This is a genomic window from Klebsiella electrica, assembly GCF_006711645.1.
In the GTDB taxonomy this organism is placed as follows: Bacteria; Pseudomonadota; Gammaproteobacteria; order Enterobacterales; family Enterobacteriaceae; genus Klebsiella; species Klebsiella electrica.
On record NZ_CP041247.1, the window covers coordinates 397,973 to 421,891 of the forward strand.

Sequence of the window (23,919 nt, forward strand, 5' to 3'; positions counted from 1 at the left end):
TTTATAGTTGCCATTGACTGATTTTTTATGCATATTTTGTGATTAGATTATCACAATAATGACCGCATAACGAAGAAGGATGGCATGACATGGCAACTGAGCAACCGGTAATTACCCGCGCCACATTCGATGAAGTTATTCTGCCGATTTATGCACCGGCAGAATTCATCCCGGTCAAAGGTAAAGGTAGCCGCGTATGGGATCAGCAGGGCAAAGAGTACGTTGATTTCGCGGGCGGGATTGCGGTGACGGCGTTAGGTCATTGTCATCCGGCTCTGGTCGCGGCGCTGCATGAGCAGGGCGAAACCTTGTGGCACACCAGCAATGTCTTTACCAACGAGCCGGCACTGCGTCTGGGTCGCAAGCTGGTGGAGTCCACCTTCGCCGAGCGCGTGGTGTTCATGAACTCCGGCACCGAAGCGAACGAAACGGCGTTCAAGCTGGCGCGCCACTACACCATTACCCGTCACAGCCCGTATAAGACCAAAATCATCGCCTTCCACAATGCCTTCCACGGTCGTTCACTGTTCACGGTATCGGTGGGCGGGCAGGCAAAATATTCTGATGGTTTCGGCCCGAAACCGGCGGACATTATCCATGTGCCGTTTAACGATCTGCATGCGGTTAAAGCGGTAATGGACGATCATACCTGCGCGGTGGTCGTGGAGCCGATTCAGGGAGAAGGCGGCGTGATGGCGGCAACGCCGGAGTTTCTGAAAGGATTACGCGAACTGTGCGATGAGCATCAGGCGCTGCTGGTATTTGATGAAGTTCAGTGTGGGATGGGGCGGACCGGTTCGCTGTTTGCATACATGCACTATGGCGTGACGCCGGATATCCTTACCAGCGCCAAAGCGCTGGGCGGCGGCTTCCCGATCAGCGCCGTATTGACCACCCACGATATTGCCAGCGCATTCCACGCCGGTTCCCACGGTTCGACCTACGGCGGTAACCCGCTGGCCTGCGCCGTGGCCGTGGCGGCATTTGACCTGATTAATACCCCGGAGGTACTGGAGGGGGTGAGCGCGAAGCGCGCGCTGTTTGTACAGCATCTCCAGCAAATTGACGCCCAGTTTGACCTGTTCAGCGATATTCGCGGTATGGGACTGTTGATTGGCGCGGAGCTTAAGCCGCAGCACAAAGGCCGGGCTCGCGATTTTCTTTATGCCGCGGCAGAGGCGGGCGTGATGGTGCTGAATGCCGGGCCGGATGTGATGCGTTTCGTCCCTTCGCTGGTCATTGACGAGAAGGATATTGCCGAAGGCATGGCCCGCTTTGCCCAGGCGGTACAGCAGGTGCTTAGCGCTTAACCGCGCGTAACCAGATGCCGTGATGCGGGCGCTGACGCCATGCCACCGAGGAGATGGTGTGCATGGTGTTCAGATGATCGAGGATCCGCTGCAGATGTTGCTCCATCGTACTTAATGGGCCACGGCTCACTCCCACATCCTGTGACTCCATAATATTCACATCGCCAGCGCTGCCGGGGCCGTCGGTATCCAGCCGCTGCTGGCAACGCTGGAGCGCAATCTCACAAGATTCCAGATAGCGTCGGGCCAGCTCCGGCGTCAGCATCGTATGCTCGCGGGCCAGGGTGGTCATGGCGTTGATATGCTCAACAATAAACTGGCTATGGGTAACCCATAGCTTCATATCGTCAAGATAATGAGTGTTAAACCCGGGTTCCTGCATGGCCTGATTCAGCGAGTTATACAGCGAGTTATGTGCCTGATTGACGCGCATCCGGCGATAGGCCAGCGCCGGGGCCTGATGATCGTCGCTGAGAATCAGCCGGAGCGCTTCCTGATCGGCTTCCAGCGCGTCGTGAGCGTTCTTACGCAGTAGCCCGCTTTGCCATTGCGGCCACAGCCAGACCATGCCGCCAAAGGCGATAAGGCAGCCGATAAGCGTATCGATAAGCCTGGCGACAATATACTGCTCGCCGTTGAGCGTCAGAAGCTGCAGGGTATACACCGCCGTCACGGTAAAGCCAACCATCGCCCAGCCGTAATGTTTGCGAATAATCAGGTAGCTCAGCAGCGTGACGAGCAGCATCGCGGAGAGCGTATAGCCCTCCGGGACGTGAAAGTGCAGCGCCAGGCCGGCGATGGCCAGACCGGCAAGCGTACCTGCCGCCCGATGGACAATACGTACCCGCGTCGCGCCATAGCCGTTCTGGGTCACAAAAAGCACTGTCATCAGGATCCAGTAAGGTTTGGGCAGGTTCAGGGCGCTTCCCATCAGGCTCGCGGCCGTTAACATCACGCAGATACGGGCGGCGTTACGTAACGCCGGCGATTTCAACGAGAGATAGTTCTTTAGCGCGGGCAGTAGCGGCAGACGGCGCTCTTTATCCGCCATCAGGTCGCGAGCATACAGCGGGCGCTGGGTGCGCAGCACCCGGGCTATTCGGCTGAAGTGCCAGGCGCAGAACTGCCCTACCGGGTTGTCGGGATGCTGCCAGGCAATTTTCTCCAGCGCGCCGATTTGCTTATCCATATGAAAGCGTTGCGGATAGCGGTGGTAGAGAATGTCATCGGCCACTACCCGCAGGCGGGCGGCAACGGTTTGCGCGTTCCAGCGGATCACCGCTTCGGCATGGCTGCGCTCCACCAGTTTTTGTACTTCTTCCGGTTGGTGCAGGCTGACGGAGATATGTTCCTGTAAATCCAGCGCCATCTGAAACACCCGCAGCAGGCGCTTTTGGTCGTTGCGCTGGTTTGCCGCCAGCATATGCATCTGCTGGTAGCATTGGGTGATCAGGTCCACTACCTTCTGCTGGCGCGTGAGCAACGGCGGCAGCGAAGTGCCCGGATCGATGTGCTGGGTCAGCAGGCTGTATTTGGCTTCGCAGTAGTTAGCCAGCTCCCGATAGAGCAGGCTCAGCGATTCACGCAGCGGCTGCTCGCGCCATAGCCAAAACCAGAACCAGCTAAACAGGCCGTACCACAGCGTCCCGAGGGCGTAGATCAGCAGCGGCTCCCAGACGGGCATATTGCCAGCGAGGCTCAGGGTGAAGATAGCGGCAATGAGCGAAGCGGGCAGTAGCCTGGCGTGCAGAGAGCTGATCTCCGCCGTTACGCCGAGCAGCAGCGTCAGGCCACTGAGAATCAAGGGCAGCGGGATGTCCTGCTGAAGAAGAAGCTGGACAACCAGACTACAGCCGGCAAATAACGAACCGCCAATAATCAGACGCTTAAAAAAGCGTTTGTGCGGGGTATCCAGACCGGCGACGTTACAGCAGGCGGGTACCAGCGAGAACAACAGACCTTGCTGTAAGTGCCCGAGGAGGAGGCCTGTTGCAACCGGCAAGCACAACACCAGCGTTTGCCGCAGTGCATAGTTGACTTCCGGGTGGTAAATCAGCCTGCGCCACATAGGGGAAACAAAAACGGCGTATTGCGGACGCAACACGCCGTTTTTATCGACTTAACGGGTACCGTATACGACGATAGTTTTACCGTGGGCGGAGATCAGATTCTGATCTTCCAGCATCTTCAGGATACGGCCAACGGTTTCACGGGAACAACCCACGATCTGACCGATTTCCTGGCGGGTAATTTTAATTTGCATACCATCAGGGTGGGTCATCGCATCCGGCTGTTTTGCCAGGTTCAGCAGCGTCTGAGCGATGCGCCCGGTGACGTCGAGGAAGGCAAGGTTACCCACTTTTTCTGAGGTCACCTGCAGACGGCGAGCCATCTGCGATGACAAGCGCATCAGGATATCCGGGTTAACCTGAATGAGCTGACGGAATTTTTTGTAGGAGATTTCGGCCACTTCACATGCGGTTTTCGCACGTACCCAGGCGCTACGCTCCTGGCCTTCTTCAAACAAGCCTAATTCACCGATGAAATCGCCCTGGTTGAGGTAAGAGAGGATCATCTCTTTACCTTCTTCATCCTTGATGAGCACAGCCACAGAGCCTTTGACGATGTAGTACAACGTTTCTGCTTTTTCACCCTGGTGGATCAGCGTGCTTTTAGATGGGTACTTATGAATGTGGCAATGAGACAAGAACCATTCGAGGGTAGGGTCTGTTTGCGGTTTGCCAAGCACCATGCGCGGTTATCCTCTGTTATAAGCTATCTCCGGGTGCCGACACTACACGGCATCCGGGCATGCAATCGTATTGTTTCCCTATGCCTGGGAAACGGGCTGGTGATTTTTCTTCAGCCTGTAATGTGAACTCCTCTGCATACATGCAGTACATCAATGTAATACTGTAGCATCCCGACTGTTTTAGCATAGCTTTTGCCGTATGTCTCCTGGTGTCTCGCTTCAGCATGATGCAGGTCGCCTTCCGTTGCGAGAATTGTTATGTACGCGTAATCTGTCAGGAAAATTGCAACCTTGGAGTTAAATTTTATGCAAGCTCGTGTGAAATGGGTGGAAGGGTTAACCTTCATCGGAGAGTCGGCGTCAGGTCACCAGATTCTGATGGACGGCAACTCCGGAGATAAAGCGCCAAGCCCGATGGAGATGGTGCTGATGGCGGCGGGCGGATGCAGCGCTATTGATGTCGTGTCTATTTTGCAGAAAGGTCGCCACAACGTGACTAACTGTGAAGTCAAGCTGACGTCTGAACGTCGGGAAGAGGCGCCGCGCCTGTTTACCCATATCAATCTGCATTTTATCGTCACCGGCAAAGAGCTGAAAGAGGCGGCCGTTTCCCGTGCGGTGGATCTGTCGGCGGAGAAATACTGCTCGGTGGCGCTGATGCTGCAAAAAGCGGTGAACATCACCCACTCGTTTGAGGTGGTGGAGGCGTAATGCCAGATACCCGGTGGCGCGAGCGTACCGGGTTGACACCGTTTTGTCGCGCCGCCCAATTTAAATCGCTTTGCCTTCCATCAAGCGCTCCACCAGCGGCGTCATGATGAGCTCCATCGCCAGCCCCATTTTCCCGCCCGGCACCACCAGCGTATTGATATGTGAGATAAACGAACCCTGCAGCATCGCCAGCAGCCAGGGAAAATCGATATCCCGCAGGTTGCGGAAGTGGATCACCACAAAGCTTTCATCCAATGACGGGATGCCCTTCGCCGCAAACGGGTTGGAGGTATCGACGGTGGGAACGCGCTGGAAGTTGATATGGGTGCGCGAAAACTGCGGTGTGATGAAATTGATATAGTCTTCCATTGAACGGACCACGGAATCCATCACCGCTTCGCGGGAGTGGCCGCGTTCGCTGGTATCGCGGATGAGCTTCTGAATCCATTCCAGGTTAACGATAGGCACCACGCCGACCAGCAGGTCGACATTCTGCGCAACGTTATACTGCGGCGTGACAACCCCGCCGTGCAGCCCTTCATAAAACAGGACATCGGTCGGTTCCGGTAGCGGTTGCCACGGTGTGAATGTACCCGGCACCTGATTCCACGGCACCGCTTCATCATAGGTGTGCAGATATTTGCGCGACTGGCCGCTACCGTTACGCCCGTACTCAATGAAGGTGTTTTCCAGCAGGCCAAAGTCGTTGGCTTCCGGGCCGAAATAGCTGATGTGTTTGCCCTGATCGCGCGCTTTGCGGATCGCCATGTCCATTTCCGGGCGGGTATAACGATGGAAGCTGTCGCCTTCCACCTCAGCGGCACGCAGGTTTAGCTGGGCAAAAATTTTACGAAAGGCGAGGCTGGTGGTCGTGGTTCCCGCGCCGCTGGAGCCCGTGACGGCAATCACCGGATGTTTGGCAGACATAACAACTCCCAGATTAAAACGATGTGTGGTGCCGCCTTAGCCGTGAAACTGCTTGCGGGGCATGATGTTGACCGTCTCGTGCAGTTCTGACCACACCAGTACGGCTTCTCCGCTTTTCAATTGCTGTTTGACGTCGGCGACTTTATCCGCCAGCGAGCGTTCATGTTCACCATAATCGGTGCCTTCACGCAACACAAAGCTTTCGATCAGGTTATCCAGCGTTTCGGGATCCAGATCGTGCCAGGGAATAATCATTTTTGTGCTCCCAACCAACGGGTTAACCAGTCCGGGATACGCCTTTCCAGCCACATTTCCGGTTTGCGCAGCGTGCCGCCAACGAATCCGACGTGTCCGCCATTTTCTGTCAACTGATACTCGACGTTTGCCGGGAGCTGTTCTTGTGGCGGAATGGAGTGGTGGTCCATAAACGGATCGTCTTTCGCGTGAATGATCAGCGTCGGTTTCGTAATGTCGCTGAGCCGCGGCATGGCGCTGCACTGGCGATAGTAGTCCAGCGCATCGGCAAAACCGTGAATCCTGGCGGTGATCATATCGTCAAACTCGCGGATGCGGCGCATGCCTTTAAGCTGGCGCAGATCGACCGGGAGCGAACCGGGATAGGCTTTCAGCTTACGCGCGGCGTTGGCCTTTAACAGATTGAGCAGATAACGTTGATAAACCCGGGAAAAGCCCTTGTCCATATGATAGCTGCAGGCTTCGAGCATGAACGGGGCTGAGACGATAACCGCGGCATCCAGCGGGACATTATCGCCTTCTTTGGCCAGCAGGCAGCCCAGCATATTGCCGCCCAGCGAATAGCCGACGGCGGCGGTCGGCGCCGTGCCCCATTCGCGTTGTAGCCAGTGCAGGAACCAGCTGCCATCTTCGGTTTCACCCGAGTGATAGATGCGGTTATTGCGGTTGGGTTCGCCGCTACAGCCGCGAAAATGCATCACCACGCCCAGCCATCCGCGCTGCATGGCCGCATGGATAAGACCATGAGCATAGGGGCTGTGCAGGCTGCCTTCCAGCCCGTGGAACACGACCAGTCGCGGTTTGTGTTGCGCCCCGGCGGGGTCTTCGCTCCACGCCAGATCGACAAAATCACCGTCCGGGAGTTCAAGGCGCTGCCAGTGCGGCGTGAATCCCAGCTTACGGCGAATCAGGCGCGGCAGCATGGTCTGCAGATGACGATTGCCCACGCCGCGCATAGGGTGGAACTCGCGCGAGTCGTCTTCGGGGGGCGTCATTTCTGTGGGGGTGATTTCTACCATAGCACCAGAGCAGTTAATCATCTTATAAAACAGTATACCGCGCATGAAGTACGCAGGTTATCCAATATGTGGTCTTGCGGCCCGTGCTATAGGTTACACGAAATTGCCGCCGGATGATGAGTGCTTGCGGGATAAGGAGGGTCCGCAGCCCGGGAAGGCGATAAGGGGACACAGCCACCGCCCGGCGCAAATGGCTGTGAGACTGGCTCAAAACATGCTGTTGCCGCTGGCGGTTTTTTCCGGAACCGTCTGAATAACATCCCAGTGTTCAACGATCTTGTTCTGCGCATCGAGGCGGAAAATATCGATAATCGCCCGGGTGAGGCCCGGCTCGCGGCCGGTGGACGCAACGTGCAGAACGACATAGTCGCCGTCGACAATCACGCGTTTAATCTCGCTGTGAGAGTCGGGGAATTTGTCTTTCAGAAAGGCGATGAATTGACGAAAGCCTTCGGGCCCATCCTTCGCGCCAGGATTATGCTGGATATACTCCTTTCCGAGGTAGATTTTTGCGGCATCAAAGTCTTTATCGTTCAGCGCTTTATTATAAAAAGCGATGACGTTTTCTTTGTTCTTTAATTCGCTCGCGGTGTAGGCGGCAAAGGCGGAGTGGGTCAGGGCGCAAAGCAGTGAGAGGGAGATAAGCGTGTTTTTTACCATGGCAATGCCTCTTCGCAGATGAGTGTTACGGTTTTTAGCCGGGGGCAGATAACGGCGCATTCCCATAACCCGGCGCCGCTGCGTTTATGCCCCCTGCTTTAGCATAACCGGCTCTAGCCTTCCTGCAGCATCTGCTCCAGCTGCTCTTGTGCTTCCAGCCAGGCCATTTCACACTCTTCCAGACCTGATTTGGCACTGGCCTGTTGCTGTAGACAGGTGGTCAGCTCCGCTTTGCGCGAGGCGTCATACAGCCCGCTGTCGCCGAGCTTCTCTTCCGCCTGAGCGAGCTGCGCGTTGAGCTTATCCATCTCTTTCTCAAGACGGGTAATCTCTTTGCGCAGCGGTTGCGTGAGCGTCCGTAACTCCGCTTCCCGACGTTTCTGGTCTTTGCGGGCCTGGGCGCTGTTACCGCTCTCTTTCGCCACGTCAGACGACGAGCTTTCCTGCTTCTGCGAGTCGCTGAGCCACTGCTGATAATCTTCCAGGTCGCCATCGAACGGTTCGACTTTGCCGTCATGCACCAGATAGAGATCGTCGGTGGTAGAGCGGATCAGGTGACGATCGTGCGAGACCACCACCAGTGCGCCTTCGAAATCAATCAGCGCTTCGGTTAAGGCCTGACGCATATCGAGATCGAGGTGGTTGGTCGGTTCATCGAGCAGCAGAAGGTTAGGGCGCTGCCAGACGATTAACGCCAGCACCAGACGGGCTTTTTCGCCACCGGAGAAACGCTGCGTCTCTTCGTTGACCTTATCGCTCTGGAAACCAAACCCGCCGAGATAGTCGCGCAGCTTCTGCTCTGTCTCCTGAGGCGCCAGGCGAGCCAGGTGCTGCAATGGCGATTCGTCAGCGCGCAGGAACTCCAGCTGATGCTGAGCGAAGTAGCCGAGCTTAATGCCTTTAGCGAGGCCAATATCGCCGTGCAGCGGCTGGAGTTCGCCGGCCAGCAGCTTGATAAGCGTCGACTTGCCGGCGCCGTTACGCCCTAACAGGCCAATGCGCGAACCGGGCACCAGGTTTAGCTTGATAGAGTCCAGAATCACCCGTTCGCCATAGCCAGCGCTGACTTTTTCCATTTTCAGCAGCGGGTTTGGCAGGCTCTCCGGCGCGCGGAAACTAAAGTGGAACGGGTTATCGACGTGAGCCGGGGCGATAAGCTCCATGCGTTCCAGCATTTTAATACGGCTTTGCGCCTGCTTGGCTTTGGTAGCCTTGGCGCGAAAGCGGTCGATATAACTTTGCAGATGCGCGACGCGCAGCTGCTGGCTTTCATACATCGACTGCTGCTGTGACAGGCGGGTTGCGCGCTGTACTTCAAATGAGCTGTAGTTGCCGGTGTATTCGAACATTGTTTGCTGTTCGATATGGATAATTTTATCGACGATCGGATCGAGGAAGTCACGATCGTGAGAGATCAGAATCAGCGTGCCGGTGTAGCCTTTCAGCCATTTCTCCAGCCAGATGACCGCATCGAGATCGAGGTGGTTGGTCGGTTCATCGAGCAGCAGCAGATCGGAACGGCAAATCAGCGCCTGGGCGAGGTTCAGACGCATCCGCCAACCGCCGGAAAAGTCGCTGACCGGGCTTTCAAGCTGTTCATTGCTGAATCCCAGCCCGTGTAGCAGGCTGGCGGCGCGCGAACGGATAGTCCAGGCATCGATGGCGTCCAGTTTACCGTGCACCGTCGCGATAGCGTGGCCGTCATTGCGCTCATTGGCCTGGTGTAAATCGGCTTCGAACTGGCGATATTCGCGATCGCCATCAATAACATAATCAATGGCTGGCTGCGCCAGCGCAGGAGTCTCCTGATTAACCCACGCCAGCTGCCAGTTACCCGGAAAGGTCATACTGCCGCCGTCGGCGCTAATCTCGTTTTTCAAAAGCGCTAGCAGCGTGGATTTGCCGCAGCCGTTTTTGCCCACCAGGCCGACCTTCTGGCCAGGATTGATGGTAGCGGTGGCGTTGTCCAGAAGGACCCGTACGCCGCGACGAATTTGTAACGAGGAGAAAACAATCATAAGGCGCCGTATGTTCTGACTATGTTAGTTTGTCATTATGATAATGTAATGTGGTAGCAAATTGCTCCACCGGGCCGCAATGGTAGCCCAAAACGAAGATGATACACAAAGTCATTCTGGTTGCGTCGGGACGCAGCCGTTGTACAGGCCACCAGAAGACGTTCGGGAGGGGAATGATGTCTCAGACAGCGAAGGTTTTGCTGCTGTATGCCCACCCAGAATCTCAGGATTCCGTGGCCAACCGGGTTTTACTTGAACCGGCTTTACAGTTGCCTAATGTCACCGTGCACGATCTCTATGCACACTACCCAGATTTTTTTATCGATATTGCCCATGAGCAGGAGCTGTTGCGCCAGCATGAGGTGATTGTTTTCCAGCATCCGCTCTACACGTGGAGCTGCCCGGCATTGCTGAAGGAGTGGCTGGACAGGGTGCTGACCCGCGGCTTTGCCAGCGGCGCCGGAGGGAACCAACTGGCGGGAAAGTACTGGCGTAGCGTGATCACCACTGGTGAGCCCGAGAGCGCCTACCGACGTGATGCCAATCGCTATCCCATGAACGATATCCTGCGTCCATTTGAACTGACTGCCGGCATGTGCCGGATGCACTGGATGAGCCCGATTATTGTCTACTGGGCTCGCCGGCAATCGCCTGATGACCTGAAAAATCATGCGCGCGCGTATCGCGACTGGCTGGCGAACCCTATCGCGGCAGGAGGCATAAATGGAGGGCGCTGATCTGCTGTTAGCGGGGGTATTATTTCTGTTTTCTGCCGTAGTGGCGGTACCGCTGGCCGCCCGGCTGGGCATCGGCGCGGTATTAGGCTATCTGCTTGCCGGAATTGCCATTGGCCCGTGGGGGCTGGGATTTATTAGCGATGTCGATGAGATTTTGCACTTCTCCGAACTGGGCGTCGTGTTCCTGATGTTCATCATCGGGCTGGAGCTGAATCCGGCGAAGCTCTGGCGCCTGCGCAGTTCCATTTTTGGCGTCGGGGCGGCGCAGGTCATGCTCAGTGCGGGTATTCTCGGCGGATTACTGATGGTGACCGGGTTTTCCTGGCAGGCGGCGGTGGTCGGCGGTATTGGGCTGGCGATGTCGTCCACGGCAATGGCGCTGCAGCTGATGCGTGAGAAAGGAATGAGTCGCAGCGAGTCCGGGCAACTGGGTTTTTCCGTGCTGCTGTTTCAGGATCTGGCCGTGATCCCTGCGCTGGCACTGGTACCGCTGCTGGCTGGCTCCGGGGATGGCCATCTTAACTGGGTGACCGTCGGGCTGAAGGTTCTGGCCTTCGGTGGGATGCTGATTGGCGGCCGTTTTCTGCTACGACCTGTTTTTCGATTTATCGCTGGCTCCGGGGTGCGGGAAGTCTTCACCGCCGCAACGCTGCTGCTGGTGCTGGGTTCGGCGTTGTTTATGGACGCGCTCGGTCTGTCTATGGCGCTCGGTACCTTCATTGCTGGCGTGCTGCTGGCTGAAAGCGAGTATCGCCATGAGCTGGAGATCGCTATTGAGCCGTTTAAAGGGCTCTTGCTCGGGCTGTTCTTTATTTCCGTCGGCATGGCATTGAATCTGGGCGTGCTCTACACCCACTTACTGTGGGTAGCAGCAAGCGTTGCCGTGCTGGTGGCGGTAAAAAGCTTCGTGCTGTACGGTCTGGCTCGGGTATACGGGGTGCGTAGCTCGGAACGGATGCAGTTTGCGGGGGTGTTGAGCCAGGGGGGCGAGTTTGCGTTTGTGCTGTTTTCACTTCCGGCCTCGCTGCGGCTGTTCGAAGACGATCAGATGGCGCTGCTGCTGGTGACGGTCACGCTCTCGATGATGACGACGCCGTTGCTGATGACGCTTATCGATCAAATTCTCTCCCGACGCTTTAACCAGCCGGAAGAGGAAGATGAAGCGCCGTGGGTTGAGGACGATAAACCGCAGGTGATTATTGTCGGCTTTGGCCGCTTCGGACAGGTTATTGGCCGTTTGCTGATGGCCAATAAGATGCGGATCACCGTGCTGGAGCGCGATATCAGCGCGGTTAACCTGATGCGGAAATATGGCTATAAGGTCTATTTTGGCGATGCGACGCAGTTGGAACTACTGCGCTCGGCGGGGGCGGAGGATGCGCAGTCGATTGTTATCACCTGCAACGAGCCGGAAGATACCATGAAGCTGGTGGAGATGTGCCAGCAACACTTTCCGCATCTGAATATCCTGGCGCGCGCCCGGGGTCGTGTTGAGGCGCATGAATTGCTGCAGGCCGGCGTGAAACAATTTTCGCGTGAAACGTTTTCCAGCGCGCTGGAGCTTGGGCGCAAAGCGTTGATTACCCTGGGCATGCATCCGCATCAGGCGCAGCGTGCTCAGCTGCACTTCCGTCGTCTGGATATGCGTATGCTGCGTGAGTTAATGCCCGTGAATACTGATACGCTGCAGATATCACGCGTGCGGGAGGCTCGCCGCGAGCTGGAAGAGATTTTCCAGCGCGAGATGCAGAAAGAGAGCAGGCAGCTTGACGGTTGGGATGAGTTTGAATAAGGGTCAAATCATGATGGCAGTGCGTAAACGTTTTATTGCCGGCGCAAAATGTCCGGCGTGTCAGGCGCAGGATTCTCTGGCAATGTGGCGTGAGAATAATGTCGATATTGTTGAGTGTGTTAAGTGTGGCCACCAGATGCGTGAGGCGGATAAAGAGGCACAGGAGCACGTACGCAAAGATGAGCAAGTGATTGGCATTTTTCATCCGGACTAGCGTTATCCGTCGCCTTTTTTTAAGCTAGAGGGTACACGGCTGCAGAATTCCGCTACAATCTGCGCCACTATTCTTCCCATGCTCAGGAGATATCATGAAAGTAGCAAAAGACCTGGTGGTCAGCCTGGCCTATCAGGTACGTACAGAAGACGGTGTGTTGGTTGATGAGTCTCCGGTAAGCGCGCCGCTGGACTACCTGCATGGTCACGGCTCCCTGATTTCCGGCCTGGAAAATGCGCTGGATGGCCATGAAGTGGGCGACAAATTTGACGTAGAAGTCGGCGCGAACGATGCGTACGGCCAGTACGACGAAAATCTGGTTCAGCGTGTTCCTAAAGACGTCTTCATGGGCGTTGATGAACTGCAGGTTGGCATGCGCTTCCTGGCGGAAACCGACCAGGGTCCAGTACCGGTTGAAATCACCGAAGTGGATGACGAGCACGTCGTGGTTGACGGTAACCACATGCTGGCTGGCCAGAATCTGAAGTTCAACGTTGAAGTTGTTGCGCTTCGCGAAGCGACTGCAGAAGAGCTGGAGCATGGTCACGTGCACGGTGCCCACGGCCACGAGCATGACCACGATCATGAAGGTTGCTGCGGCGGCCACGGCCATGATCACGACCACGGTCATGAACATGGCAAAGGCGGTTGTGGTAACGGCGGCTGCGGCTGTCACTAATATCCGTCTGCCTTTCAAGCCGCAGGCGCGTTAGCCTGGCTTTCAAACCCCGGTGACATCGTTCTCTATGCTGCCGGGAGTTCCCAAGCCTGCCGCCGTTCTGCGACTCGAAATTCTCAGGGTATTTAATCCGGTAGACATAGCGCTGCCGGAGACAATCAAGCGGGGAAACCCGCTTTTTTTACGCCTCAATAATGTGGCGGGGGCGTTTCTTCTGCCTGTGATGCGATATGCGATGCCTGGGTGGCTTTCAGTTTTTCAACCATCAGGCGCATATGTTCACGCATCTTCGCCATTTCTATCTCATGGGCGGTGACGGTCTTGTTGAGGTCTTCAATGGTGATTTCCTGAAACGCCAGCCGGCTTTCCAGCTCCGCCAGGCGAGTCTCCAGTGTACTGTCGTGCATGAGTAACCTCTTCTGTCTTATCTCGCGAGCGGATTCTACTCAACTTTCACCCTTCGCGCAGCAACCTCGCGTAAGACAGGAAACTTATTTATACAAAAATAGTCTGAAAACTGGCGATATTCAGGAAGGTCTGTATGTAGATTTGCTCTGCAACGTTTTATAGTACCTTTTTTGCTTTTTACGATAACCCTGGGGTGAGATGCCCCGGCCCTGGAGAAATGGATGAAATCACTGTTTAAAGTAACGCTGCTGGCGACCACGATGGCTGTCGCCCTGAATGCACCGCTGACCTTTGCGGCTGATGCTGCCGCGAAGACGGCACCTGCAACGGATAGCAAAGCGGCATTTAAAAATGACGATCAAAAATCTGCTTATGCGCTGGGTGCTTCACTGGGACGTTACATGGAAAACTCCCTGAAAGAACAAGAGAAACTGGGTATCAAGCTGGATAAAGATCAGCTGATCGCCGGTGTTCAGGACGCTTTTGCGAATAAAAGCAAACTGTCCGATCAAGAAATCGAGCAGACCCTGCAAACCTTCGAAACCCGCGTAAAAACTGCTGCTCAGCAGAAAATGGAAAAAGACGCGACTGAAAACGATGCGAAAGGCAAAGCCTATCGCGACACCTTCGCAAAAGAGAAGGGCGTAAAAACCTCTAAATCTGGCCTGCTGTACAAAGTTGAGAAAGAAGGGACCGGCGACGCACCGAAAGACAGTGACACGGTTGTCGTGAACTACAAAGGTACGCTGATTGACGGTAAAGAGTTCGATAACTCTTACACCCGCGGCGAGCCGCTCTCCTTCCGTCTGGACGGCGTTATCCCGGGCTGGACTGAAGGTCTGAAAAACATCAAGAAAGGCGGTAAAATCAAGCTGGTTATCCCGCCGGATCTGGCTTACGGCAAAACTGGCGTCCCGGGTATTCCGGCTAACTCCACGCTGGTCTTCGACGTAGAACTGCTGGATATCAAACCGGCGCCGAAAGCCGATGCCAAGCCTGAAGCGGCGGCTGATGCCAAAGCTGACGCGCAAAGCGCAGACGCGAAGAAGTAATCTGGTTTACGCCGCCGCCGTTAAAGGCGGCGGCTTTTTTATTTGGGGCAGATATAATTAAAACTGGAAAGTGCCTCAAGCGCTGTATTACTTTAGTTAGCTTAATAATGATGATGAGCCTGCCCTGACAAGCTACACCTCATCCTTCAAGCTGCCTCTGCATTGGCTGCATCCGCTTATTCCGGTTACGCACTGGAATCAGCCCTGAGACGGGATAAGAGACAGGTTTGCCTCTTGCCGCGCCAGCTTACGGCTGGTCAAATTCGTTGTGACGAATGTCTCGGACGTGCACCGTGGCGCACCTTGAACGGTTTTGTGTAAAAATGACAGGCTCCTGAAAAGGAGTGCTTTTTTTCATGTCCAGGTCGCTTTTAACCAACGAAACCAGTGAGCTTGACCTGCTGGATCAACGTCCTTTCGACCAGACCGACTTCGATATCCTCAAATCCTATGAAGCGGTTGTGGACGGGTTAGCGATGCTCATTGGTTCCCATTGCGAGATAGTGCTGCATTCTTTACAGGATCTGAAATGCTCCGCCATCCGCATCGCCAACGGTGAACATACCGGGCGCCAAATCGGCTCGCCGATTACCGATCTTGCGCTGCGCATGCTGCATGATATGACGGGGGCCGACAGCAGCGTATCCAAGTGCTACTTTACGCGGGCCAAAAGCGGTGTCCTGATGAAGTCCGTCACGATTGCCATTCGCAACCGTGAACACCGGGTCATCGGCCTGCTGTGCATCAACATGAACCTGGATGTGCCGTTCTCACAGATAATGAGCACCTTTATTCCGCCGGAAACGCCGGAAGTGAACTCTCAGGTTAACTTTGCCTCGTCCGTTGATGATTTGGTCGCTCAGACTCTTGAGTTCACTATCGAAGAAGTCAATGCCGACCGCAATGTTTCCAACAATGCTAAAAATCGCCAGATTGTCCTGAATCTCTACGAGAAAGGGATCTTTGATATCAAAGATGCCATCAACCAGGTGGCCGATCGGCTGAATATTTCCAAACATACGGTCTATCTCTATATTCGTCAGTTTAAGAGCGGCGATTTCCAGGGGCTGGATAAGTAATGCGTTTTGCCATTACGGTGACGGGCCCTGCCTACGGTACGCAGCAGGCCAGCAGCGCCTGGCAGTTTGCCCAGGCCGTGTTGCAAGAGGGTCATGAGCTGGCCTGTGTCTTCTTCTATCGTGAAGGCGTTTACAACGCAAACCAGCTGACTGCGCCCGCCAGCGATGAATTTGACCTTGTCCGCGCATGGCAGCGGCTGCATGACGATCATGCCGTCGCGCTGCACATCTGCGTGGCGGCAGCCCTGCGTCGCGGTGTCACCGATGAACAAGAAGCTCAGCAGGCGGGGTTACCTGGTCATAATCTGCAGCCTGGATTCACGCTGAGCGGATTGGGTGCGCTGGCCGAAGCCTCATTAACCTGCGATCGGATGGTGCAGTTCTGATGAAACGCGTTGCCTTTGTTTTTTCTTCTGCCCCGCATGGTTCTGCTGCGGGTCGGGAAGGCCTGGATGCGCTGCTGGCGACTTCAGCGCTGAGCGATGAGATCGGCGTGTTCTTTATCGGCGACGGCGTCTTTCAGCTGCTGCCCGGGCAACAGCCGTCGGCGGTGCTTGCCCGCGATTACATCGCGACCTTTAAACTTTTGCCGCTGTACGATATTGACGCGTGCTGGATATGCGCAGCGTCCGCCCGCGAACGCGGCCTGAATGCCGGGACGTCGTGGGTCGTAGACGCCGGGTGGCTTGAGCCAGAAGCGCTGCGCGCCCGGCTTGATGATTTCAACGTGATTTTGCGTTTCTGAGGACTGAATGCTCCACACACTCAGCACGTCCCCGTGGCATACCGATCTCCGCGCGATGCTACGCCTGGTAAGGGATGGCGACGATCTCCTGCTGCTTTCTGATGGCGTGATTGCGGCCATCGCCGGCGGGCCCTTCCTTGAAATCCTGCAGTCTGCCCCCATAACCATTCATGCTCTGCAAGACGATATCGATGCCCGCGGGCTGGCTGGTCAAATTGCGGACAGTGTCGTCAGGGTTGGCTATACTGATTTCGTCAGAATGTCGGTCAAACATCCTGGACAGTTGTCCTGGTAATGGCGGGATCGTTGTATATTTCTTGACACCTTTTCGGCACCGCCCTAAAATTCTGCGTCCTCATATTATATGAGGCGATTTATTACGTGTTTACGAAGCAAAAGCTAAAACCAGGAGCTATTTAATGGCAACAATTAACCAGCTGGTACGCAAACCACGCGCACGCAAAGTTGCAAAGAGCAACGTGCCTGCACTGGAAGCCTGCCCGCAGAAACGTGGCGTATGTACTCGCGTATATACCACCACTCCTAAGAAACCGAACTCCGCACTGCGTAAAGTTTGCCGTGTTCGTCTGACTAACGGTTTCGAAGTCACCTCCTACATCGGCGGTGAAGGTCACAACCTGCAGGAACACTCCGTGATCCTGATCCGTGGCGGTCGTGTTAAAGACCTTCCGGGTGTTCGTTACCACACCGTTCGTGGTGCGCTTGACTGCTCCGGCGTTAAAGACCGTAAGCAAGCTCGCTCCAAGTATGGCGTGAAGCGTCCTAAGGCTTAATGGTTCTCCGTTAAGTAAGGCCAAACGTTTTATATTAATGTCAAACTAAACTCTTTGAGTTTTGGACAATCCTGAATTAACAACGGAGTATTTCCATGCCACGTCGTCGCGTCATTGGTCAGCGTAAAATCCTTCCAGATCCTAAGTTCGGATCAGAACTGCTGGCAAAATTTGTAAATATCCTGATGGTAGATGGTAAAAAATCTACTGCAGAAGCTATCGTATACAGCGCGCTGGAGACCCTGGCTCAGCGCTCTGGTAAAAATGAACTGGAAGCTTTCGAAGTCGCTCTGGACAACGTTCGTCCGACCGTCGAAGTTAAGTCCCGCCGCGTAGGTGGTTCTACTTATCAGGTTCCAGTTGAAGTCCGTCCGGTTCGTCGTAATGCCCTGGCAATGCGTTGGATCGTAGAAGCTGCTCGTAAACGTGGTGATAAATCCATGGCTCTGCGTCTGGCGAACGAACTTTCTGATGCTGCAGACAACAAAGGTACTGCAGTTAAGAAACGTGAAGACGTTCACCGTATGGCAGAAGCCAACAAGGCGTTCGCTCACTACCGTTGGTAATCCCTTCGGAGTCATAGTCACCAGGCGGGCGCTTCAGGTAAGTCGCCCGTGCTGGATAACTTAACTGAACGCCTAAAGAAATAAACGAGGAATCAAATGGCTCGTACAACACCCATCGCACGCTACCGTAACATCGGTATCAGTGCGCACATCGACGCCGGTAAAACTACTACTACCGAACGTATTCTGTTCTACACCGGTGTAAACCACAAAATCGGTGAAGTTCATGACGGCGCAGCAACCATGGACTGGATGGAGCAGGAGCAGGAGCGTGGTATCACTATCACCTCCGCAGCGACTACTGCATTCTGGTCTGGTATGGCTAAGCAGTATGAACCGCATCGCGTTAACATCATCGACACCCCGGGGCACGTTGACTTCACTATCGAAGTAGAACGTTCCATGCGTGTGCTTGATGGTGCAGTAATGGTTTACTGCGCAGTTGGTGGTGTTCAGCCGCAGTCTGAAACCGTATGGCGTCAGGCAAACAAATATAAAGTTCCGCGCATTGCGTTCGTTAACAAAATGGACCGCATGGGTGCGAACTTCCTGAAAGTTGTTGGTCAGATCAAAACCCGTCTGGGCGCGAACCCGGTTCCGCTGCAGCTGGCAATTGGTGCTGAAGAAGGTTTCACCGGTGTTGTTGACCTGGTGAAAATGAAAGCCATCAACTGGAACGAAGAAGACGCAGGCGTCACCTTCACCTATGAAGATATCCCGGCTGACATGCAGGACCTGGCTGACGAATGGCACCAGAACCTGATCGAGTCCGCTGCAGAAGCTTCAGAAGAGCTGATGGAGAAATACCTGGGTGGTGAAGAACTGACTGAAGAAGAGATCAAAAAAGCTCTGCGTCAGCGTGTTCTGAACAACGAAATCATCCTGGTAACCTGTGGTTCTGCATTTAAGAACAAAGGTGTTCAGGCGATGCTGGATGCGGTAGTTGACTACCTGCCATCCCCGGTTGATGTACCTGCGATCAACGGTATTCTGGACGACGGTAAAGATACTCCGGCTGAGCGTCACGCTAGCGATGACGAGCCGTTTGCTGCTCTGGCATTTAAAATCGCTACCGACCCGTTCGTGGGTAACCTGACCTTCTTCCGCGTTTACTCCGGTGTGGTTAACTCTGGTGATACCATCCTGAACTCCGTGAAATCTGCACGTGAGCGTTTCGGTCGTATCGTACAGATGCACGCTAACAAACGTGAAGAGATCAAAGAAGTTCGCGCGGGCGACATCGCTGCTGCTATCGGTCTGAAAGACGTGACTACTGGTGACACCCTGTGTAACCCGGATCACCCGATCATTCTGGAGCGTATGGAATTCCCTGAGCCGGTAATCTCCATCGCTGTTGAACCGAAAACCAAAGCTGACCAGGAAAAAATGGGTCTGGCTCTGGGTCGTCTGGCGAAAGAAGACCCGTCATTCCGCGTATGGACTGACGAAGAATCTAACCAGACCATTATCGCCGGTATGGGTGAGCTGCACCTCGACATCATCGTTGACCGTATGAAGCGTGAATTCAACGTTGAAGCGAACGTCGGTAAACCTCAGGTTGCTTACCGCGAAGCGATTCGTGCGAAAGTTACCGATATCGAAGGTAAACATGCCAAGCAGTCTGGTGGTCGCGGTCAGTATGGTCATGTTGTTATCGACATGTACCCGCTGGAGCCGGGCTCAAATCCGAAAGGATACGAGTTCATCAACGACATCAAAGGTGGTGTAATTCCTGGCGAATACATCCCGGCCGTTGATAAAGGCATCCAGGAACAGCTGAAAGCTGGTCCGCTGGCAGGTTACCCGGTAGTTGATCTCGGTGTGCGTCTGCACTTCGGTTCTTACCATGACGTTGACTCCTCTGAACTGGCGTTTAAACTGGCCGCTTCTATTGCCTTCAAAGATGGCTTTAAGAAAGCGAAACCAGTTCTGCTTGAGCCGATCATGAAGGTTGAAGTAGAAACTCCGGAAGAGAACACTGGTGACGTCATCGGTGACCTTAGCCGTCGTCGTGGTATGCTGCGTGGTCAAGAATCCAACGTTACTGGCGTTGTGATTCACGCTGAAGTTCCGCTGTCTGAAATGTTCGGATATGCAACTCAGCTGCGTTCCCTGACCAAAGGCCGTGCTTCTTACTCCATGGAGTTCCTGAAGTATGATGACGCGCCGAACAACGTTGCTCAGGCCGTAATTGAAGCCCGTGGTAAATAAGCCGTAGGGTTAAAACCAAAATCCCGTGCTCTCTCCTGAAGGGGAGAGCGCTATAGTAAGGAATATAGCCGTGTCTAAAGAAAAATTTGAACGTACAAAACCGCACGTCAACGTCGGTACTATCGGCCACGTTGACCATGGTAAAACTACTCTGACCGCTGCAATCACTACCGTTCTGGCTAAAACCTACGGTGGTTCTGCTCGTGCATTCGACCAGATCGATAACGCGCCGGAAGAAAAAGCTCGTGGTATCACCATCAACACTTCCCACGTTGAATATGACACCCCGACTCGCCACTACGCACACGTAGACTGCCCGGGCCACGCCGACTATGTTAAAAACATGATCACCGGTGCTGCTCAGATGGATGGCGCGATCCTGGTTGTTGCTGCGACTGACGGCCCGATGCCGCAGACTCGTGAGCACATCCTGCTGGGTCGTCAGGTAGGCGTTCCGTACATCATCGTGTTCCTGAACAAATGCGACATGGTTGATGACGAAGAGCTGCTGGAACTGGTTGAAATGGAAGTTCGTGAGCTGCTGTCTCAGTACGACTTCCCGGGCGACGATACCCCGATCGTTCGCGGTTCCGCGCTGAAAGCGCTGGAAGGCGAAGCAGACTGGGAAGCGAAAATCATCGAACTGGCAGGCTACCTGGATTCTTACATCCCGGAACCAGAGCGTGCGATTGACAAGCCGTTCCTGCTGCCGATCGAAGACGTATTCTCCATCTCCGGTCGTGGTACCGTTGTTACCGGTCGTGTAGAGCGCGGTATCATCAAAGTGGGCGAAGAAGTTGAAATCGTTGGTATCAAAGACACAGCGAAGTCTACCTGTACTGGCGTTGAAATGTTCCGCAAACTGCTGGACGAAGGCCGTGCTGGTGAGAACGTAGGTGTTCTGCTGCGTGGTATCAAACGTGAAGAAATCGAACGTGGTCAGGTACTGGCTAAGCCGGGCTCAATCAAGCCGCACACCAAGTTCGAATCTGAAGTGTACATTCTGTCCAAAGACGAAGGCGGCCGTCATACTCCGTTCTTCAAAGGCTACCGTCCGCAGTTCTACTTCCGTACAACTGACGTGACTGGCACCATCGAACTGCCGGAAGGCGTAGAGATGGTAATGCCGGGCGACAACATCAAAATGGTTGTTACCCTGATTCACCCGATCGCGATGGACGACGGTCTGCGTTTCGCAATCCGTGAAGGCGGCCGTACCGTTGGTGCGGGCGTTGTTGCTAAAGTTCTGAGCTAATTCTTTAGTTCTGAATTAAAAAGGGCGCTTCGGCGCCCTTTTTGCTGCCCGTCATTTAACGTCGACCAGAATGACGTTGAGACGCAAAAAGAGCTTCTCTTTGATTATTTAAGCAACACACTATTGTAATTATAACTATTCTCATTTACACTTTTGAGCATAAATCGAACGGGAGTCGGTATGTACGTTTGTTTGTGTAATGGTGTAAACGATAAAAAAATTCGTCAGGCCGTACGTCAATTTCATCCACAGTCTTTTCAGCAATTGCGCAAATTCATTCCTGTTGGAAATCAATGTGGTAAATGTGTCCGCGCCGCCCGTGAGATTATGGAAGATGAATTAACTCGTATGCCGGAATACCAGGAGAGCGCTTAAGCGCTCAGGCTTTTCTTTGACATCTTTATAGCCCGAACTACGCTTCAATAAGTGGAAGCGGAGGGACTATATAATGAAAGGTGATGTCAAAATCATAAGTTATCTCAACAAATTGTTGGGAAATGAGCTGGTCGCAATAAATCAGTATTTTCTTCACGCCAGAATGTTCAAGAACTGGGGCCTGATGCGTCTCAATGACGTTGAATATCATGAATCCATCGATGAAATGAAACACGCCGATAAGTACATCGAGCGAATTCTCTTTCTTGAAGGTATCCCCAATTTGCAGGATCTTGGCAAGCTGGGCATCGGTGAAGATGTCGAAGAGATGCTGCAGTCTGATTTACGACTGGAACTCGAAGGCGCAAAAGACCTACGTGAAGCGATTGCTTATGCCGACAGCGTCCATGACTATGTCAGTCGCGACATGCTTATTGAAATCCTGACAGACGAAGAAGGCCATATTGACTGGCTGGAAACGGAACTGGATCTGATTGGTAAATTAGGGTTGCAAAACTATCTCCAGTCACAAATCAAAGTGGCTGACTGACAAGCGTTTGCCACCCGCACCAAAAACCCGCTGCAGCCAAAAAAGGGCCAAAAGGCAGCGGGTTGTTTAATGACCCCTGCACTTTCCCGAGAATAATCAATAGCAGCATGACTCCACCGGCGAAGACAGTCGCCATAAAAACCAACTGCGGCAGCATCTGCCAGCCGTGCCACGCGCCTAGTGCGGCCAGCAATTTGACATCCCCATAGCCTAACCCTTCATAACCACGAATACCCCGGTAAAGCCAATAGAGCAACGCGAAAGCCAGATAGCCACCGATGGCGCCGCCAACGGCATATTCTAATTGAAGCGGGGCATAGTAAAGACAACAGAGCAGCCCGCTCCAGAGCAGAGGGCAGGTCAGGCGATCGGGAAGCAGACCGTAGCGCAGATCGTACCAGCAGAGGGTGAGGGATAAACCGCTATAGACAAGTAATGAGAGGTGCATCATCGGTGAGGCTGCCTGCAATGGGGAATATGCGCGGAGTCTGGTCGAAAAAGGGATGAATGGCAAAGCCCTACCTTCAGTATCGCGAGGCGTCATCCACGGTATTCGCTCGGTTTTCATTACTTTCTATGCCTGTCCGCCGCGGCACGCAAAAATGCTTGCTGATTTTGTATGCAGCACTTGCGTCTGGCGCGAATTTGCGTATAATGCGCGGGCCTGTCAAAATTGGCTGGCTGGTTCGATATGAACCCTGATAGAGCTTTTAGCTATCAAACAATGTTCCCAATTGGGGAACTATGTAAGAACGGTTACACTCTCCCATCAATCGTAATGGGTATGAGGAGTAACCATTTCGTCTATAAATAATTGGAGCTCTGGTCTCATGCAGAACCAAAGAATCCGTATCCGTCTTAAAGCGTTTGATCATCGTCTGATCGATCAATCAACCGCGGAAATCGTCGAGACTGCCAAGCGCACTGGTGCGCAGGTTCGTGGTCCGATCCCGCTGCCGACCCGCAAAGAGCGCTTTACCGTTCTGATCTCTCCGCACGTCAACAAAGATGCGCGCGATCAGTACGAAATCCGCACTCACAAGCGTCTGGTTGACATCGTTGAGCCAACTGAGAAAACCGTTGATGCTCTGATGCGTCTGGATCTGGCTGCCGGTGTAGACGTGCAGATCAGCCTGGGTTAATCAGGTCATCGAGCGATTGAGAGGTTGAAACAATGATTGGTTTAGTCGGTAAAAAAGTGGGCATGACCCGCATCTTCACTGAAGATGGCGTATCTATCCCAGTAACCGTAATCGAAGTTGAAGCAAACCGTGTTGCTCAGGTCAAAGACCTGGCTAACGATGGTTACCGCGCAATTCAGGTTACCACCGGTGCTAAAAAAGCTAACCGTGTAACCAAGCCGGAAGCTGGTCACTTCGCTAAAGCTGGCGTAGAAGCTGGCCGTGGTCTGTGGGAATTCCGTCTTGCTGACGGCGAAGAATTCACCGTAGGTCAGAGCATTAGCGTTGAACTGTTTGCTGACGTTAAAAAAGTTGACGTAACCGGTACCTCTAAAGGTAAAGGTTTTGCTGGTACCGTTAAGCGCTGGAACTTCCGTACCCAGGACGCGACTCACGGTAACTCCTTGTCCCACCGCGTTCCGGGTTCTATCGGTCAGAACCAGACTCCGGGCAAAGTGTTCAAAGGCAAGAAAATGGCAGGTCAGCTGGGTAATGAGCGTGTCACCGTTCAGAGCCTGGACGTAGTACGTGTTGACGCTGAGCGCAACCTGCTGCTGGTTAAAGGTGCTGTCCCGGGTGCAACCGGTAGCGACCTGATCGTTAAACCAGCTGTGAAGGCGTGAGGAGAT

General features: G+C 54.1%; 28 protein-coding genes. 19 read left to right on the forward strand and 9 right to left on the reverse strand.

All coding sequences use genetic code 11. The features are described 5' to 3' along the window. The first annotated feature begins 89 nt into the window (after positions 1-89). Positions 90-1,310 carry a bifunctional acetylornithine/succinyldiaminopimelate transaminase gene (gene argD, locus Electrica_RS01790; RefSeq protein ID WP_141963240.1) on the forward strand — a complete coding sequence of 407 codons (1,221 nt, stop codon included), beginning with the start codon at positions 90-92 and terminating at the stop codon, positions 1,308-1,310. Here argD and Electrica_RS01795 read toward each other — a convergent pair. Both Electrica_RS01795 and crp read right to left on the reverse strand, forming a co-directional pair. Further along, on the reverse strand, positions 1,300-3,378 hold the full coding sequence (locus Electrica_RS01795) for a YccS/YhfK family putative transporter (protein ID WP_142255829.1): 2,079 nt from the start codon (positions 3,376-3,378) through the stop codon (positions 1,300-1,302). The two genes, argD and Electrica_RS01795, sit on opposite strands and share 11 nt — an antisense overlap. Before the next feature lie 51 nt (positions 3,379-3,429). Continuing rightward, positions 3,430-4,062, reverse strand: a complete 633-nt coding sequence (gene crp / locus Electrica_RS01800; RefSeq protein ID WP_000242758.1) for a cAMP-activated global transcriptional regulator CRP — start codon at positions 4,060-4,062, stop codon at positions 3,430-3,432. A gap of 306 nt (positions 4,063-4,368) precedes the next feature. On the opposite strand from crp, the gene Electrica_RS01805 reads away from it, so the two are divergent. After that, positions 4,369-4,773 (forward strand): OsmC family protein, encoded by a 405-nt coding sequence (locus Electrica_RS01805; protein WP_100684410.1) that lies wholly within the window; start codon positions 4,369-4,371, stop codon positions 4,771-4,773. Positions 4,774-4,833: 60 nt separating this feature from the next. On the opposite strand, the gene Electrica_RS01810 is transcribed toward Electrica_RS01805, so the two are convergent. From Electrica_RS01810 to Electrica_RS01830, 5 genes are all read right to left on the reverse strand, one after another. Further along, the gene (locus tag Electrica_RS01810; protein WP_141963242.1) at positions 4,834-5,700 is read right to left on the reverse strand and encodes a phosphoribulokinase; all 867 of its coding nucleotides are present in this window, start codon (positions 5,698-5,700) and stop codon (positions 4,834-4,836) included. A 36-nt stretch (positions 5,701-5,736) separates the two neighbouring features. Next, a complete protein-coding gene (locus tag Electrica_RS01815; protein ID WP_004868412.1) occupies positions 5,737-5,955 on the reverse strand; it encodes a YheU family protein in 219 nt (72 codons plus the stop codon). Then, a complete protein-coding gene (locus Electrica_RS01820) occupies positions 5,952-6,911 on the reverse strand; it encodes a hydrolase (RefSeq protein ID WP_320416070.1) in 960 nt (319 codons plus the stop codon). Before Electrica_RS01820 ends, Electrica_RS01815 begins: the two co-directional genes overlap by 4 nt. A gap of 270 nt (positions 6,912-7,181) precedes the next feature. Continuing rightward, positions 7,182-7,634 (reverse strand): nuclear transport factor 2 family protein, encoded by a 453-nt coding sequence (locus Electrica_RS01825; protein WP_141963244.1) that lies wholly within the window; start codon positions 7,632-7,634, stop codon positions 7,182-7,184. Positions 7,635-7,747: 113 nt separating this feature from the next. Next, positions 7,748-9,652 carry an ABC transporter ATP-binding protein gene (locus Electrica_RS01830; protein ID WP_131049120.1) on the reverse strand — a complete coding sequence of 635 codons (1,905 nt, stop codon included), beginning with the start codon at positions 9,650-9,652 and terminating at the stop codon, positions 7,748-7,750. Positions 9,653-9,825: 173 nt separating this feature from the next. Between Electrica_RS01830 and kefG the strand changes: the two genes are divergently transcribed. From kefG to slyD, 4 genes are all read left to right on the forward strand, one after another. Continuing rightward, on the forward strand, positions 9,826-10,389 hold the full coding sequence (gene kefG, locus Electrica_RS01835; RefSeq protein WP_141963246.1) for a glutathione-regulated potassium-efflux system ancillary protein KefG: 564 nt from the start codon (positions 9,826-9,828) through the stop codon (positions 10,387-10,389). Continuing rightward, entirely contained in the window at positions 10,376-12,181 is a 1,806-nt protein-coding gene (gene kefB, locus Electrica_RS01840; protein ID WP_100684406.1) for a glutathione-regulated potassium-efflux system protein KefB, read from the forward strand. Before kefG ends, kefB begins: the two co-directional genes overlap by 14 nt. A gap of 13 nt (positions 12,182-12,194) precedes the next feature. Next, positions 12,195-12,395: a YheV family putative zinc ribbon protein gene (locus tag Electrica_RS01845; protein WP_015585624.1), complete on the forward strand. Its 201-nt coding sequence runs from the start codon at positions 12,195-12,197 to the stop codon at positions 12,393-12,395. A gap of 94 nt (positions 12,396-12,489) precedes the next feature. Further along, complete coding sequence (gene slyD, locus Electrica_RS01850) at positions 12,490-13,074, forward strand: peptidylprolyl isomerase (RefSeq protein WP_100684405.1); 585 nt, start codon at positions 12,490-12,492, stop codon at positions 13,072-13,074. A 188-nt stretch (positions 13,075-13,262) separates the two neighbouring features. On the opposite strand, the gene Electrica_RS01855 is transcribed toward slyD, so the two are convergent. Further along, positions 13,263-13,481: a protein SlyX gene (locus tag Electrica_RS01855; protein ID WP_100684404.1), complete on the reverse strand. Its 219-nt coding sequence runs from the start codon at positions 13,479-13,481 to the stop codon at positions 13,263-13,265. 222 nt (positions 13,482-13,703) lie between these two features. Between Electrica_RS01855 and fkpA the strand changes: the two genes are divergently transcribed. The 11 genes from fkpA to bfr all read left to right on the forward strand — a co-directional run bounded on the left by fkpA (position 13,704) and on the right by bfr (position 22,109). Next, a complete protein-coding gene (fkpA, locus tag Electrica_RS01860; RefSeq protein ID WP_100684403.1) occupies positions 13,704-14,534 on the forward strand; it encodes an FKBP-type peptidyl-prolyl cis-trans isomerase in 831 nt (276 codons plus the stop codon). 356 nt (positions 14,535-14,890) lie between these two features. Next, positions 14,891-15,613 (forward strand): helix-turn-helix transcriptional regulator, encoded by a 723-nt coding sequence (locus tag Electrica_RS01865; protein WP_004868391.1) that lies wholly within the window; start codon positions 14,891-14,893, stop codon positions 15,611-15,613. Continuing rightward, positions 15,613-15,999, forward strand: a complete 387-nt coding sequence (tusD, locus tag Electrica_RS01870) for a sulfurtransferase complex subunit TusD (protein ID WP_100684402.1) — start codon at positions 15,613-15,615, stop codon at positions 15,997-15,999. The genes Electrica_RS01865 and tusD overlap by 1 nt, the downstream gene beginning before the upstream one ends. Next, complete coding sequence (gene tusC, locus Electrica_RS01875; RefSeq protein ID WP_141963248.1) at positions 15,999-16,358, forward strand: sulfurtransferase complex subunit TusC; 360 nt, start codon at positions 15,999-16,001, stop codon at positions 16,356-16,358. The genes tusD and tusC overlap by 1 nt, the downstream gene beginning before the upstream one ends. 7 nt (positions 16,359-16,365) lie before the next feature. Then, positions 16,366-16,653, forward strand: a complete 288-nt coding sequence (gene tusB, locus Electrica_RS01880) for a sulfurtransferase complex subunit TusB (RefSeq protein WP_141963250.1) — start codon at positions 16,366-16,368, stop codon at positions 16,651-16,653. Between the two features lie 124 nt (positions 16,654-16,777). Continuing rightward, positions 16,778-17,152 (forward strand): 30S ribosomal protein S12, encoded by a 375-nt coding sequence (gene rpsL / locus Electrica_RS01885; RefSeq protein WP_002920115.1) that lies wholly within the window; start codon positions 16,778-16,780, stop codon positions 17,150-17,152. Between the two features lie 95 nt (positions 17,153-17,247). Next, positions 17,248-17,718 carry a 30S ribosomal protein S7 gene (gene rpsG, locus Electrica_RS01890; protein ID WP_004106370.1) on the forward strand — a complete coding sequence of 157 codons (471 nt, stop codon included), beginning with the start codon at positions 17,248-17,250 and terminating at the stop codon, positions 17,716-17,718. Positions 17,719-17,814: 96 nt separating this feature from the next. Next, a complete protein-coding gene (gene fusA, locus Electrica_RS01895; RefSeq protein WP_100684399.1) occupies positions 17,815-19,929 on the forward strand; it encodes an elongation factor G in 2,115 nt (704 codons plus the stop codon). Positions 19,930-19,999: 70 nt separating this feature from the next. Then, positions 20,000-21,184: an elongation factor Tu gene (tuf, locus tag Electrica_RS01900; protein WP_047663733.1), complete on the forward strand. Its 1,185-nt coding sequence runs from the start codon at positions 20,000-20,002 to the stop codon at positions 21,182-21,184. 180 nt (positions 21,185-21,364) lie between these two features. Continuing rightward, positions 21,365-21,559, forward strand: a complete 195-nt coding sequence (gene bfd / locus Electrica_RS01905; RefSeq protein ID WP_004868381.1) for a bacterioferritin-associated ferredoxin — start codon at positions 21,365-21,367, stop codon at positions 21,557-21,559. 73 nt (positions 21,560-21,632) lie between these two features. Further along, positions 21,633-22,109, forward strand: a complete 477-nt coding sequence (gene bfr / locus Electrica_RS01910) for a bacterioferritin (protein ID WP_004868378.1) — start codon at positions 21,633-21,635, stop codon at positions 22,107-22,109. On the opposite strand, the gene Electrica_RS01915 is transcribed toward bfr, so the two are convergent. Then, positions 22,093-22,560 carry a prepilin peptidase gene (locus tag Electrica_RS01915; RefSeq protein ID WP_100686350.1) on the reverse strand — a complete coding sequence of 156 codons (468 nt, stop codon included), beginning with the start codon at positions 22,558-22,560 and terminating at the stop codon, positions 22,093-22,095. The genes bfr and Electrica_RS01915 overlap by 17 nt on opposite strands. 379 nt (positions 22,561-22,939) lie before the next feature. Here Electrica_RS01915 and rpsJ point away from each other — a divergent pair, with 379 nt between their 5' ends. Together rpsJ and rplC are read left to right on the forward strand one after the other, a co-directional pair. Further along, the gene (gene rpsJ / locus Electrica_RS01920) at positions 22,940-23,251 is read left to right on the forward strand and encodes a 30S ribosomal protein S10 (RefSeq protein WP_001181005.1); all 312 of its coding nucleotides are present in this window, start codon (positions 22,940-22,942) and stop codon (positions 23,249-23,251) included. A gap of 32 nt (positions 23,252-23,283) precedes the next feature. Beyond that, a complete protein-coding gene (gene rplC, locus Electrica_RS01925; RefSeq protein ID WP_004868374.1) occupies positions 23,284-23,913 on the forward strand; it encodes a 50S ribosomal protein L3 in 630 nt (209 codons plus the stop codon). Positions 23,914-23,919 lie beyond the last annotated feature (6 nt).

What these genes read in the sequence shown, in the direction of transcription:
- argD (WP_141963240.1), top strand. Translation starts at nt 90, where the DNA reads ATGGCAACTGAGCAACCGGTAATTACCCGCGCCACATTCGATGAAGTT.
- Electrica_RS01795 (WP_142255829.1), bottom strand. Translation starts at nt 3,378, where the DNA reads ATGTGGCGCAGGCTGATTTACCACCCGGAAGTCAACTATGCACTGCGG.
- crp (WP_000242758.1), bottom strand. Translation starts at nt 4,062, where the DNA reads ATGGTGCTTGGCAAACCGCAAACAGACCCTACCCTCGAATGGTTCTTG.
- Electrica_RS01805 (WP_100684410.1), top strand. Translation starts at nt 4,369, where the DNA reads ATGCAAGCTCGTGTGAAATGGGTGGAAGGGTTAACCTTCATCGGAGAG.
- Electrica_RS01810 (WP_141963242.1), bottom strand. Translation starts at nt 5,700, where the DNA reads ATGTCTGCCAAACATCCGGTGATTGCCGTCACGGGCTCCAGCGGCGCG.
- Electrica_RS01815 (WP_004868412.1), bottom strand. Translation starts at nt 5,955, where the DNA reads ATGATTATTCCCTGGCACGATCTGGATCCCGAAACGCTGGATAACCTG.
- Electrica_RS01820 (WP_320416070.1), bottom strand. Translation starts at nt 6,911, where the DNA reads ATGCGCGGCGTGGGCAATCGTCATCTGCAGACCATGCTGCCGCGCCTG.
- Electrica_RS01825 (WP_141963244.1), bottom strand. Translation starts at nt 7,634, where the DNA reads ATGGTAAAAAACACGCTTATCTCCCTCTCACTGCTTTGCGCCCTGACC.
- Electrica_RS01830 (WP_131049120.1), bottom strand. Translation starts at nt 9,652, where the DNA reads ATGATTGTTTTCTCCTCGTTACAAATTCGTCGCGGCGTACGGGTCCTT.
- kefG (WP_141963246.1), top strand. Translation starts at nt 9,826, where the DNA reads ATGATGTCTCAGACAGCGAAGGTTTTGCTGCTGTATGCCCACCCAGAA.
- kefB (WP_100684406.1), top strand. Translation starts at nt 10,376, where the DNA reads ATGGAGGGCGCTGATCTGCTGTTAGCGGGGGTATTATTTCTGTTTTCT.
- Electrica_RS01845 (WP_015585624.1), top strand. Translation starts at nt 12,195, where the DNA reads ATGGCAGTGCGTAAACGTTTTATTGCCGGCGCAAAATGTCCGGCGTGT.
- slyD (WP_100684405.1), top strand. Translation starts at nt 12,490, where the DNA reads ATGAAAGTAGCAAAAGACCTGGTGGTCAGCCTGGCCTATCAGGTACGT.
- Electrica_RS01855 (WP_100684404.1), bottom strand. Translation starts at nt 13,481, where the DNA reads ATGCACGACAGTACACTGGAGACTCGCCTGGCGGAGCTGGAAAGCCGG.
- fkpA (WP_100684403.1), top strand. Translation starts at nt 13,704, where the DNA reads ATGAAATCACTGTTTAAAGTAACGCTGCTGGCGACCACGATGGCTGTC.
- Electrica_RS01865 (WP_004868391.1), top strand. Translation starts at nt 14,891, where the DNA reads ATGTCCAGGTCGCTTTTAACCAACGAAACCAGTGAGCTTGACCTGCTG.
- tusD (WP_100684402.1), top strand. Translation starts at nt 15,613, where the DNA reads ATGCGTTTTGCCATTACGGTGACGGGCCCTGCCTACGGTACGCAGCAG.
- tusC (WP_141963248.1), top strand. Translation starts at nt 15,999, where the DNA reads ATGAAACGCGTTGCCTTTGTTTTTTCTTCTGCCCCGCATGGTTCTGCT.
- tusB (WP_141963250.1), top strand. Translation starts at nt 16,366, where the DNA reads ATGCTCCACACACTCAGCACGTCCCCGTGGCATACCGATCTCCGCGCG.
- rpsL (WP_002920115.1), top strand. Translation starts at nt 16,778, where the DNA reads ATGGCAACAATTAACCAGCTGGTACGCAAACCACGCGCACGCAAAGTT.
- rpsG (WP_004106370.1), top strand. Translation starts at nt 17,248, where the DNA reads ATGCCACGTCGTCGCGTCATTGGTCAGCGTAAAATCCTTCCAGATCCT.
- fusA (WP_100684399.1), top strand. Translation starts at nt 17,815, where the DNA reads ATGGCTCGTACAACACCCATCGCACGCTACCGTAACATCGGTATCAGT.
- bfd (WP_004868381.1), top strand. Translation starts at nt 21,365, where the DNA reads ATGTACGTTTGTTTGTGTAATGGTGTAAACGATAAAAAAATTCGTCAG.
- bfr (WP_004868378.1), top strand. Translation starts at nt 21,633, where the DNA reads ATGAAAGGTGATGTCAAAATCATAAGTTATCTCAACAAATTGTTGGGA.
- Electrica_RS01915 (WP_100686350.1), bottom strand. Translation starts at nt 22,560, where the DNA reads ATGATGCACCTCTCATTACTTGTCTATAGCGGTTTATCCCTCACCCTC.
- rpsJ (WP_001181005.1), top strand. Translation starts at nt 22,940, where the DNA reads ATGCAGAACCAAAGAATCCGTATCCGTCTTAAAGCGTTTGATCATCGT.
- rplC (WP_004868374.1), top strand. Translation starts at nt 23,284, where the DNA reads ATGATTGGTTTAGTCGGTAAAAAAGTGGGCATGACCCGCATCTTCACT.